The organism is Acidovorax sp. 59, from assembly GCF_002754175.1.
Taxonomy (GTDB): domain Bacteria; phylum Pseudomonadota; class Gammaproteobacteria; order Burkholderiales; family Burkholderiaceae_C; genus Acidovorax; species Acidovorax delafieldii.
On the sequence record NZ_PEET01000001.1, the window covers coordinates 1,263,441 to 1,275,512 of the forward strand.

General features: G+C 66.5%; 8 protein-coding genes. 5 read left to right on the forward strand and 3 right to left on the reverse strand.

Annotated features, from left to right (window positions below; genetic code table 11):
* Positions 1-30: 30 nt before the first annotated feature.
* Positions 31-2,409, reverse strand: coding sequence for an RNA polymerase sigma factor RpoD (gene rpoD / locus CLU87_RS05725; RefSeq protein WP_099729823.1), 2,379 nt, complete (start codon positions 2,407-2,409; stop codon positions 31-33).
* A 266-nt stretch (positions 2,410-2,675) separates the two neighbouring features.
* The gene (gene dnaG / locus CLU87_RS05730) at positions 2,676-4,733 is read right to left on the reverse strand and encodes a DNA primase (protein ID WP_099729824.1); all 2,058 of its coding nucleotides are present in this window, start codon (positions 4,731-4,733) and stop codon (positions 2,676-2,678) included.
* A 58-nt stretch (positions 4,734-4,791) separates the two neighbouring features.
* On the opposite strand from dnaG, the gene CLU87_RS05735 reads away from it, so the two are divergent.
* From CLU87_RS05735 to CLU87_RS05745, 3 genes are all read left to right on the forward strand, one after another.
* Positions 4,792-5,895: a PotD/PotF family extracellular solute-binding protein gene (locus CLU87_RS05735; RefSeq protein ID WP_369804291.1), complete on the forward strand. Its 1,104-nt coding sequence runs from the start codon at positions 4,792-4,794 to the stop codon at positions 5,893-5,895.
* A gap of 3 nt (positions 5,896-5,898) precedes the next feature.
* Positions 5,899-7,566, forward strand: a complete 1,668-nt coding sequence (locus CLU87_RS05740; protein WP_233193718.1) for a GGDEF domain-containing protein — start codon at positions 5,899-5,901, stop codon at positions 7,564-7,566.
* Positions 7,567-7,668: 102 nt separating this feature from the next.
* Complete coding sequence (locus tag CLU87_RS05745) at positions 7,669-9,315, forward strand: acyl-CoA synthetase (protein ID WP_099729825.1); 1,647 nt, start codon at positions 7,669-7,671, stop codon at positions 9,313-9,315.
* A 163-nt stretch (positions 9,316-9,478) separates the two neighbouring features.
* Here the strand turns inward: CLU87_RS05745 and CLU87_RS05750 are convergent, their stop codons facing one another.
* Positions 9,479-10,372: an AraC family transcriptional regulator gene (locus CLU87_RS05750; protein WP_099729826.1), complete on the reverse strand. Its 894-nt coding sequence runs from the start codon at positions 10,370-10,372 to the stop codon at positions 9,479-9,481.
* A 131-nt stretch (positions 10,373-10,503) separates the two neighbouring features.
* Here CLU87_RS05750 and CLU87_RS05755 point away from each other — a divergent pair, with 131 nt between their 5' ends.
* Together CLU87_RS05755 and CLU87_RS05760 are read left to right on the forward strand one after the other, a co-directional pair.
* Positions 10,504-11,070 carry a carboxymuconolactone decarboxylase family protein gene (locus CLU87_RS05755; protein WP_099732058.1) on the forward strand — a complete coding sequence of 189 codons (567 nt, stop codon included), beginning with the start codon at positions 10,504-10,506 and terminating at the stop codon, positions 11,068-11,070.
* A gap of 219 nt (positions 11,071-11,289) precedes the next feature.
* Positions 11,290-11,919 (forward strand): pyridoxamine 5'-phosphate oxidase family protein, encoded by a 630-nt coding sequence (locus CLU87_RS05760; RefSeq protein WP_099729827.1) that lies wholly within the window; start codon positions 11,290-11,292, stop codon positions 11,917-11,919.
* The last annotated feature ends 153 nt before the right edge of the window (positions 11,920-12,072 follow it).

The window sequence follows — 12,072 nt, forward strand, 5'->3', positions numbered from 1 at the left end:
TTGGAGCCAGTAAAGGCTGGGTCGCGAGGCTTACAGCGAGTCGATGAAGCTGCGCAGCTTGTCAGAGCGGCTGGGGTGCTTGAGCTTGCGCAGCGCCTTGGCTTCTATTTGGCGAATGCGCTCGCGGGTCACGTCGAACTGCTTGCCCACTTCTTCCAGCGTGTGGTCGCTGGTCATCTCGATACCGAAGCGCATGCGCAGCACCTTGGCTTCGCGGGGGGTCAGGCCATCGAGGATGTCCTTGACCACGTCGCGCAGGCCGGCCTGCATGGCGGCTTCGATAGGGGCGGTGTTGGCACCGTCCTCGATGAAGTCGCCCAGGTGGCTGTCGTCGTCGTCGCCGATCGGCGTTTCCATGGAGATCGGCTCCTTGGCGATCTTCATGATCTTGCGGATCTTGTCCTCGGGGATCTCCATCTTGGCCGCCAGGATGGACGCATCGGGCTCGAAACCAAACTCTTGCAAGTGCTGGCGGCTGATGCGGTTCATCTTGTTGATCGTCTCGATCATGTGCACCGGGATACGGATGGTGCGCGCCTGGTCGGCGATCGAGCGGGTGATGGCCTGGCGAATCCACCAGGTGGCGTACGTCGAGAACTTGTAGCCCCGGCGGTATTCGAACTTGTCCACCGCCTTCATCAGGCCGATGTTGCCTTCCTGGATCAAATCGAGGAATTGGAGGCCACGGTTGGTGTACTTCTTGGCGATCGAGATCACGAGGCGCAGGTTGGCCTCGATCATTTCCTTCTTGGCATCGCGCGAGGTGGCTTCACCTTCGTTCATGCGCTTGTTGATGCCTTTGAGCTCGGCCAACGGCACGACCACGCGCGACTGCAGGTCGATCAGCTTTTGCTGCAGGTCCTGGATGGGCGGGATGTTGCGCGCGATCACGGCCGACCAGGGCTTGCCGGCGGTGGCCTGCTTCTCGACCCATTGCAGGTTCAGCAGGTTGGGCGGGAAGTCCTTGATGAAGGTCTCCTGGGGCATGCCGCACTTGTCCACGATGATGCGGCGCAGCTCGCGTTCCTTCTTGCGCACGTCGTCCACCTGGCCGCGCACCATGTCGCACAGCTTCTCGATGGTCTTGGCGGTGAAGCGGATGGTCATCAGCTCGGCCGACAAAGCGGCTTGCGCTTTGACATAGGCGGGTGTGCCGTAGCCTTCCTTGTCGTAGACCTTGTGCACTTTCTCGAACAGCTCGCGCAGCTTGTCGAAGCGCTCCAGTGCCTGCTTCTTGAGTTCTTCCAGCTTCTTGGTCAGCGCCTTGGAGCCGCCCTTGCCGTCGTCGTCATCGGCCTCGTCGAATTCGTCGAAGTCTTCTTCGGCCACATAGTCGTCGGCCTCGTTGGGGTTGGAGAAGCCGTCCACGATGGTCGAGATGACGACCTTGCCTTCGCGGATCTCCTCGCCCATGTTGAGGATCTCGGCGATGGTGGCGGGCGATGCGCTGATCGCCTCCATCATGGCCATCAGGCCGCCTTCGATGCGCTTGGCAATTTCAATTTCGCCTTCGCGGGTCAGCAGCTCCACGGTGCCCATTTCGCGCATGTACATGCGGACCGGGTCGGTGGTGCGGCCGAATTCCGAGTCCACGGTGGACAGCGCGGCTTCGGCGGCTTCTTCGGCTTCTTCCTCGGTGGCGCCAGCGGGAGCGTTGTCCGTGATGATCAGCGCTTCGGCATCGGGCGTCTGCTCGTACACCGCCACGCCCAGGTCGTTCAGGGTGGTGATGACGGCTTCGAGGGTTTCGGCATCGACCAGCTTGTCGGGCAAGTGGTCGTTGATTTCAACGTGCGTGAGGTAGCCGCGGGTCTTGCCCAGCTTGATCAGGGCCTTCAGGCGCTGGCGGCGCTTTTGCATGTCCTCTTCGGACAGGACGGTTTCGTCCAGGCCGAATTCCTTCATCAAGGCGCGTTCCTTGGCCTTGCTGATCTTCATGCGCAGGGGCTTGACCTTCTCGACCGTGGCGGCTGCCTCGGGGGTCTCTTCGATCTCGCCTTCGAGATCGGCCTCGATGTCCGACAGGTCGGTATCGTCCACGCTCTCATCGCCACCGGCGGCTGCCTTGGGCTTGCGGCCGCGCTTGGCGGGGGCTTTGGCTTCGGCGGCACCAGCAGCCTTGGCGGGGCGGCCAGGCTTTTTCTTGGGCGCTTCTTCGTCGTCGGCGGCTGCGGCGACGGCCTTGGCGCGGGCAGGTTTCTTCTTCAGCAACTCATCGGCAGCTTTGATCAGCTCGGCGGTACTTTTCACGGGCACAGTTTTCACTTTCTTGGCGACCGGGGCGGGCGCAGCGGCAACGGCCTTTTTGGGGGCCGCCTTGGCCGGCGCTTTGGCCGCGGTTTTGGAGACAGCCTTTGCGGCGGTGCCTGAGGCAGACTTGGGCGACTTCGCGGACTTTTGAGCGGGCATGGAGCAACCTCAGAATCAAAAACGGACACAAAGAAAACGCAAGCGCCTCAGATCCCGGCGCGGGTGGCAACGCAAAGCAACGAGGGCTTTGCGCTTGAGGGGGAGCCCTCAGCGGCAAGATGTCTGGGCGATCATTTGGTGTGCAGTCCTTGCGATAAGTGGGCCCATCAGCGCATAGGTGCGCGTTTGTCACGGTGGCCCGGCTCGGAGGTGCTGCTGTCGCTCTTGCCAATAACTAACCTTATATTATACCGCCCAGACCCTATTCAAGTGGTTTTTGGCGCTATTTGCTCCAGTTCCTTGCGCTTTTCGGCCAGCGCCCGGTAACGCTCCAGGGCAGAGGGGTCTTGTGCCACCTGCAGCACCAGCACTTTTTGCTGCTCCTTGATGTCTTCGATCTGCATGCGGGTGAGCAGGTCGCGCAGCTCCAGCCGCAATTCGTGCAGTTCGCCCTCGGTCTGCGCATGCGAGCCGGTCATCACCTTGACGGCCAGCTCTTCGCACTCGTGATCGCGCAGGCTTTCGCGCAGCACGGCCCAGGCCAGGGGGCCATGTTCGTGGAACTGCGCCTCCAGCCACGCAAACAGTGGCCCATGGGGCGCAGGCTGGGCCGCCAGTGTGGTGTGGTCGTCGTGCGTCAGCTCTTCCAGAAACGCCATGTGCGACAGCAGCAGCCGCGCCGCGTGGTCCGCCCGGCCCATGGCCGGCGTGCGGGGCAAGCGGGGCTGGGGCGGCCAGGGAGCGTCCTTGTCGCGCTTTTTCCAGCCTCCGCCGCTTTTCCAGTCGCCTCCCTTGCGGAACGGGGGCTTGCCGCCGCTGCCATAGCCATTTTGGCCTCCGTAGCCTCCCTGGTTGCCGTAACTGCCGTACCCCGGGTCGTAGGCCGTGCCTGTCGACTCGCTGGGGGGGTGCCAGCCATCGGTGTCGGGCGGGGCATCCCAACTGGGGGCGTCATCAGGGGCGGTACGGGGCGGGTGGCGCTGCGGGGGGGCATGGTGTGCAGCGCGCAGGCCGTCGCGGGCGGCGGCCTGGCCCCACAGGTCGGACAGGTCGCGGGCATTGAGCTGGGTCAGCTCTGCCAGCTCGCCCAGCAGCTGGCGCTTGAGCACGCCGTCGGGCAGCGCCGTCCACAGCGGGCGTGCATTGCTGGCCATGTGGGCGCGGCCTTCGGCGGTGGCCAGGTCGCAGCCCTCGCTGGCCGATTCGACCAGGAAGCGGCTCAGCGGCATGGCGTCGCTCACGTGGCGCGCAAAGGCGTCGGTGCCATGGTCGCGGATGAAGCTGTCCGGGTCGTGCTCTGCGGGCAGGAACAGAAACTTGATGCTGCGTGTATCGGTAGCGTGGGGCAGGGCGCCGTCCAGGGCCTTGCGCGCGGCGCGCCGCCCGGCGTTGTCGCCGTCAAAGCTGAACACCACCGCGTCGGTAAACCGCAGCAGCTTTTGCACATGCTCTGGCGTGCACGCCGTGCCCAGTGTGGCCACCGCGTTCGGAAAACCCAGCTGCGCCAGGGCCACCACGTCCATATAGCCCTCGGTGACCAGCGCGTAGCCCGCCTCCCGGATGGGCGTGCGGGCCTCGAACAGCCCGTACAGCTCGCGCCCCTTATGGAACACCGGGGTTTCGGGGGAGTTGAGGTACTTGGGCTTGTCGTCCCCCAGCACCCGGCCACCAAAGCCGATGTACTCGCCCTTGACGTTGCGGATGGGGAACATCACCCGGTCGCGAAACCGGTCATAGCGCTTGCCACCGTCTTCGTCGTTGACGATGACCAGGCCGCTTTCCTCCAGCAGCGGGTCGTCGTAGCTTGGGAACACGCTGGCCAGGCTGCGCCAGCCTTCGGGCGCGTAGCCCAGTCCGTAGCGCTTGGCCACCGCGCCCGAGACACCCCGGCCCTTGAAATACCCAATGGCGCGCTGCGAGTCACGCAGGTGGCGGCGGTAGGCGTCGGCGGCTTTCTCCAGCACCTCGTTCAGCGTGGCTTGTTTCTGTCGCGCGGCGGCGGCGCGTTCCTTTTCCTGCGGGGAGATGTCGTCATCGGGCACCTGCAGGCCCACGCTCTGGGCCAGGTCCTGGACGGCCTCGACAAACCCCATGCCCGCGTGGTCCATCAGAAAGCTGATGGCATTGCCGTTCTTGCCGCAGCCAAAGCAGTGATAGAACTGCTTGGCGGGGCTGACGCTGAAAGAGGGCGACTTCTCTCCGTGAAAGGGGCACAGCCCCATGAAATTGGCGCCACCTTTTTTCAGCTGGACGTAGCGCCCCACGATGTCCACCACGTCCACACGGGTGAGCAGTTCCTGAATGAAAGACTGAGGGATCGTCACGCGCCCTATTGTCCGCGTAAACTCTTTGTAACCAGTTATTGCTGGAAAGGCTTTTGGCATGGGGTTCGCGGCATGTGGGCGGGCGTTGGCGGGTAGGGCGCTGCACGGGTGGCGCGCCAGCCTGCCCGTGCTGCTGTTCGCGCTGGCGGGGCTCGCATGGCTGCCGGGGGCCTCGCACGCCGCGACGGTCCTTAGGGTGCTGGCCTGGCCGGGTTATGCCGACCCGGACTTTGTCGCGGTGTTCGAGAAGCGCCATGGGGTCAAGGTGGAGATCACCATCGTGGCATCGGACGACGTCTTGCGCGCCAAGATGGACAGCACCGACGGGCCGGGTTTTGACCTGGTGGCTGCCAACACGGCGGAAATTGCGCGGCTGATCCTCCATGACAAGCTCGCGCCGTTGCCGCTCGGCAACATCCGCAACACCGCAGGGCAGCTGCCCCGGTTTCGCCAGCTGCACACCATCTCGGGCATTGGCTGGCGGGGCGAGGTCTATGCCATGCCCTTCACCTACTCCGAGATGGGGCTGGTGTACGACCGCCAGCAGTTCAGCACGCCACCGCAGTCGATCGCCGTGCTGTGGGACCCGCGCTGGCAGGGCAAGGTGCTGGCGTTTGACGGCAGCAGCCACGGGTTTTCGCTGGCCGCCATGCGCCGGGGCCTGCCGCCGTTTCGCATCGACGCCGCCCGTTTCAGCCCGCTGGCCAAGGACCTGGTGGCCCTGCGGCGCAATGTGCGGTCGTTCTACAGCCTGCCCGAGGAGTCGGTGGAGCTGTTTCGCAAGCACAAGGTGGCGGTAATGCACGCCAACTACGGCCAGCAGCAGCTCAAGCAGCTGCGCGATGCGGGGCTGGATGTGGGCTACGTGGTGCCCAAGGAGGGCGCGCTCGCCTGGCTGGATTGCTGGGCCATCACCCGCCGCTCCACCCAGGTCGCGCTGGCTGCTGAGTGGATCAACTACATGCTCGACCCGGCCGTGAGCCGCGAGTTCACGCGGCGCCAAGGGCTGGCCAACACCCTGGACGAGCCACCAGCGCTGGCGGGCGATGTGCCCGGGGGGACCATGGGCCCCATCGTGTGGCTGGAGCCGGTGGAAGACGAAGCCCTGCGCGCCCGCCTCTGGCAACGCATCGTGTCGGGCGACCGACCCAACCGGTTCTGACCGATGGCACGCGTGAAATGGAGCATCGCGCTGAGGCTGGGGGCCCTGCTGGCCTCGTTCAGTGTGTTCGCGGCCATTCTGGCGGGCTACTACACCTTTGACTCGAGCCGCGAACGCCTGCAGGGGCGGGCCGAGCGCTCGCTGCTGGCCACCACGCAGGTGCTGGCGCGCCACATGCAGGCGGGCTTTGGCACGGTGGCGCGCGACACGGCCTTTCTGGCCGACGCCGCTGCCGTCGAACAAGACCAGGGACGGCTGGCCGACCTGTTCAAGGCCAACCTGCAGGCCCATCCCGCCTATCTGCAGATCCGCTTCATCAGCGCCAGCGACTACGGGCTGGAGCTGGTGCGCATCGACCGCCAGGGCGACAAGCTGGTGCGCGTGCCCGATGACCAGCTACAGGAGAAGTCGCACTTTCCGTTTGTGTTCGAGGCCCTCAGCCTGCCCGATGGGGAGGTGTATGTGTCCGAGTTCGGCATCAACCACGAAGACGCCGCGCAGGAGGCGGCCGTGCCCGTGTTCAACATGGCATCGCCCGTGGTGCAGGGGGGCCAGCTGCGGGGCGTAGTGGTGGTGCGGGTGGCGGCCGCGCCGTTCCTGCACAACTTCAATGCGGCGCTGCCGACCCCTTACGGGTTTTATCTGAGCAACCGCTGGGGTGACTTTCTGGTGCACCCGGACGCCGCGCAGACCTTTGGCTTTGACCGGGGCCAGCGCATCCTGATCCAGGAGTCGTTCCCGCAGGTGGCCGCGCTGGTCGATGGCCGTGCCGAAGAGGCGGTACTCAGCCAGTCCGGCACCGACGACGAGGAGGCGCGTGTTTTTGCCTTTGTGCGCATGCCCTTTGGCAACGCGGACGAGGGGCGTTTCATGGTCGTGGGGCTCTCGCAGCCGCTGGCCGTGGTGCAGGGCGAGGTGCTGGACCTGGGGCGCAGCATCCTCAAGATCCTGCTGGTGCTCAGCGTGGTGGGTGTGGCCCTGGCGGCTGGGGTATCGCGCCTGGTGACCCAGCCGCTGCAGGCCATGGTGAAGGCGGCGCAGGCGTTTTCACGCGGGGAGGCCCACGGCGCGCTGCCGGTGCACCGGGGCGACGAGGTGGGCGAGCTGGCCCGCAGCTTCCAGGATATGGAGCAGCAGATCAGCCGCCAGCTGGCCGAGCTGAACCTGAGCCGTGACGCCATGGCCCACCTGGCGCACCACGACGCACTCACCGGCCTGCCCAACCGCCGCATGTTCGAGCAGCGCCTGGCCCAGGTGCTGGAGCTGTCGCGCCGCAGCGGCCGCAGCTGTGCACTGTTGTTCGTGGACCTGGATGAGTTCAAAGCCATCAATGACACGCGCGGGCATGCCGTGGGCGACCTGGTGCTGCAGGCGGTGGCACGCACCATCGTCGGCGCCGTGCGGCAGGTGGACACCGTGGCCCGGCTCGCCGGGGACGAGTTCACGGTGCTGTGCGAAAACGTGGATTCCGAAGAGGCTGCGCTGCAGATCGTGACCAAGCTGCAGCACGCGTTCGAGCCACCGCTGGACATCGATGGCGAGCCCCTGGCCGTGCGCGCCAGCATTGGCCTGAGCCTGTTCCCCCGCGACGCGCAGGATGCGCGCACACTCATGGCCAGCGCCGACGCGGCCATGTACCGCATCAAGCAGAGCCACAAGCGAAGGTTGTGAGGCTGCGCACCGCAGTCCACACCGCGCTTGCGCTGGCCCGTGTTGCTTTCGTGTCAGCCTGCGGCGCTAGGCTGTGTGTAGTTCACCTTCTTGCACCGACCCATGACCTCCATCTTTGACCAGCACCTGCCCCGCAACGAAGCCAACTTTGCCGCCCTGTCGCCCCTGTCGTTCATCGAACGCACGGCCGAGGTCTACCCCGACCGCCTGGCCATCGTGCACGGGGCGCTGCGCCAGACCTGGGCCCAGACCTACGCGCGCTGCCGCCAGCTGGCCAGCGCGCTGACCCAGGCCGGCATCGGCAAGAACGACACCGTGGCCGTGATGCTGCCCAACACGCCGCAGATGGTGGAGGCGCACTTCGGCGTGCCCATGGCGGGCGCGGTGCTCAACACCCTCAACACCCGGCTGGACCCGGAAGCCATCGCCTTCATGCTCGACCACGGCGAGGCCAAGGCCGTGATCGTGGACCCGGAATTCACCGGCACCATGGCCAAGGCGCTGGCCCTGCGCACGGGCACCACGCCCATCCGCGTGATCGAGGTGCAGGACGCGCTCTACGGCCCCGCCGTGCACAACCTGGGAGGCATCGAGTACGAGGCCTTTGTGGCCAGTGGCGACGCCACCTTTGCCTGGAGCCTGCCTGCCGACGAGTGGGATGCGATTGCGCTCAACTACACCAGCGGCACCACTGGCAACCCCAAGGGCGTGGTCTACCACCACCGGGGCGCCGCCACCAACGCCATCAGCAACGTGCTGGAGTGGGACATGCCCAAGCATGCGGTGTACCTGTGGACCTTGCCCATGTTCCACTGCAACGGCTGGTGCTTTCCGTGGACCATTGCGGCGCGTGCGGGTGTCAACGTGTGCCTGCGCCGCGTGGACGCGCAGGCCATCTTCGACGCTATTCGCATGCACGGCGTCACGCACTACTGCGGCGCGCCCATCGTGCACGGGCTGCTGGTCAACGCGCCCGAGGCGATGAAGGCGGGCGTGCCATCCGGCGTCAAGGCCATGGTGGCAGGCGCGGCGCCCCCGGCGTCGATGATCGAAGGCATGGAAAAAATGGGGTTTGATCTGACCCATGTGTACGGCCTGACCGAGGTGTACGGCCCGGCCACCGTGTGCGCCAAACACGAGGCCTGGGATGCCCTGGACATCGGCGAGCGCGCCCGCCTCAACGCCCGCCAGGGCGTGCGCTATCACCTGGAGCGCGACGTGCGCGTGCTCGACCCCGAGACCATGCTGCCCGTGCCGCAGGACGGCGAAACCATGGGCGAGATCATGTTCAAGGGCAACATCGCCATGAAGGGCTACCTCAAGAACCCCAAGGCCACCGACGAGGCCTTTGCGGGCGGCTGGTTCCACAGCGGCGACCTGGCCGTGCAGTACCCCGACGGCTACATCAAGATCAAGGACCGCAGCAAGGACATCATCATCTCGGGTGGCGAGAACATCTCGTCCATCGAGGTCGAAGACGTGCTCTACCGCCACCCCGACGTGCTGGCCGCTGCCGTGGTGGCCAAGCCCGACCCCAAGTGGGGCGAGACCCCCTGCGCGTTTGTCGAGCTGAAGGCCGGTGCGCAGACCACGCCGGAAGACATCGTGGCGCACTGCAAGAAGCACCTGGCCGGCTTCAAGGTGCCACGCGCCGTGGTGTTTGGCGAGCTGCCCAAGACCAGCACCGGCAAGATCCAGAAGTTTGAGCTGCGCAAGCAGGCCGGGTCGGCAGCGGCCATCAACGTTTGAGAAGGCGTGACGCGCCTCGTGGGGGGGCGCGCGCGGTGGGTGGCTATTTGCTATTTAATTAATAGCTGCTTGCGCATATTCCACTAGCGCATCCGCCGCTTTTGGCTTGAAAACCAGGGCCGGGGGCTCCTGGGTGCCCCTGCGGCGCTGCCTGGGCTGGGTGTCAACGCCCTTCGTTCACCGCCTCCCGCCAGTCCCGCGCTGACACCCCCAGCTTTTGCGCAAACACGCGCGACAGCGCCGAGGGGTTGGCGTAACCCAGCTCGTTGGCAATCGACTTCAACGAACGTCCGCCGCGCAGATGGGCCTGCGCCAGCGTCAGCCGCCAGTGCGCCAGGTAGTCGGCGGGGGTGTCGCCCACCACGGCCTTGAAGCGGGCCGCAAACGCACTGCGCGACATGCCTGCCTGCGCAGCCATCTGCGCCAGGCTCCATGGTTGGCCCGGCGCATCGTGCAAGGCGGTGAGGGCGCGGGCCAGGGCAGGGTCGGCGAGACCCGTGAGCAGGCCGGGCGGCATGTGCGCCTGCTCGGGGTGGTCCAGCAGCCAGCGCAGCAACTGCAGGAGCACCACTTCAAACAGGCGGTCGGCCAGCACGCGGTGGCCGCAGCGCAGGCGGTCGGTTTCGGCAAACAGCAGGTCCAGCGACTGCTGCAGCCCGTCCACCGCGCCCAGCGGCAGCACCACCAGCGGGGGCAGGGCGCGGGCCAGCGGGTGGCTGGTGCCGCCGTCAAAGTCCAGCGCGGCGCAGGTGAAGTCCGAGCCCTCGGTGGGCGCGTTGTGAAAGAAGTGCTCCAGCGGTCGGGCATAGAACAGCAGGCTGGGCTCGCACACCTGAAGCCGCTCGGGCGGGCCGGCCTGGGGCTGGTGCGTGACCACCATCTCGCCCTGGCGCAGCACATGCAAAAAGCCCCGGCCCGGCGCCGCCGCAAAGTGCGTCACGCCACACAGCGGCCCGTTGTGGAACAGGTGCGCCCGCACCCGAAACCGCTCCAGCAGCGGCGACAACCGGTCGAGCGGGGTGGAGGCCTGCGCGGGTGTAGGAACGCTTGGCGGCATGGTTTTGGATGATTAGGTATGAATTGTGGATTTTATGTGCCAGATGGTACACGCTGGCGCCGGACACTCCAGGGGTGCCGAGAACAGGCACAAGTTCTCACCAACCCTTCATGACCTTCAAGGAACACACCATGTCCGCTACTTCTTCTTCCGTCGCCCGCGTCCCCCTCGTCGACCGCACCGCCGCTACCGGCACTGTGCGCGCCGTGCTCGACCAGGTCTACGGAGCCTTTGGCGCCACGCCCAACATGTTCCGCGCCGTGGCTAACTCGCCCGCTGCGCTGCAAAGCATGTGGGGTGCGTTTGGCGCCTTGGGAGGCGGCGTGATCGGCGCAGCTTTGGGCGAGCAGATCGCCGTGGCCGTGGCCAACCGCAATGCCTGCGACTACTGCCTGGCCGCCCACACCGCACTGGGCCGCAAGGCGGGCGTGAGTGGCGAGGCCCTGGCCGCCGCGCAGGCGGGCGAATCGGCCGACCCGCGCACGGCCGCCGTGCTGCGCTTTGTGCTGCAACTGGTCAACGAACGCGGCCAGGTCGATGCGGCCGATGTGCAGGCCCTGCGCGACCAGGGCGTGAACGACGAGCAGATCGTAGAGATCGTGGCCCATGTGGCGCTCAACCTGTTCACCAACTACGTGAACGTGGCGCTGGCCGTGCCGGTGGACTTCCCCGGCGTCAAGCTGCGCCCGGCGCGCTGAACGATGGGGCGGCGCGCGTCTGGCCGATGGGCTGGGTGCGCGCCGCTTCTTTTTTGCTGCTGGCGCGGTCCTGTGGCGAAGCCATCGCAGGCAGTCCTTCGTCAAACCCATGCGTGCATTTTTTGCACGCATGACTGGCTGCAAAGTCGTTTGTCAGCGCGGCAGGCCTGCTGCACCATGGCCACTCCCTTGCCCACCCACCCGAAGGAAGCCGCCCCCATGACACCCGCCCGCGACGAGCACGCCATCGACACCCTGCCACGCCTGGAGGCCCTGCTGGGCACGCTGAGCGATGCCTCCGTCCACAAAGAGCTGCCGTATGTGCACCCCGCCTACCGCGCCATGATCGCGGCGTCGCCCTTTGCCGTGCTGGCCACCACCGGCCCCGGCGGGCTGGATGCCTCGCCGCGCGGTGACCCGGCCGGTTTTGTGCAACTGCTGGATGACAAGACCTTGCTGCTGCCCGAGCGCCGTGGCAACAACCGCGCCGACAGCTTGCGCAACATCGTGGCCGACCCGCGCGTGGCGCTGCTGTTCCTCATCCCCGGCGTGGGCGAGACGCTGCGCGTCAACGGCAACGCGCGCATCAGCGTCGCGCCCGACCTGCTGGCGCGTTTTGTGGTCAACGGCCAGCCGCCAAAGTGTGTGATCGTGGTGGATGTGCAGGCGGTGTACTTCCAGTGCGCTCGCGCCATCCAGCGTTCGCGTCTGTGGCATGCCGTGCCGCCCGGCACCCCGCGCCCCGTGCCCACCCCGGGTGCCATCCTGGCGTCCATCACACAGGGCGCATTTGACGGCGCCGCCTACGACCGCGAACTGCCTGCGCGCCAGCAGGCCACGCTGTATTGAGCCGGCACCGCGATCCGTCGCCACAGCGTTGCCCCTGCCGCCAGCGCACACAATGGCGGCTGGGCGCGCAGGGCTTGCGCTTCATGGGCTCACCGGCCGAACGCGCAGATGCGTGAGGAGCGTGGAGCTCCGTGGGGCGTGAAGCCCACTCAC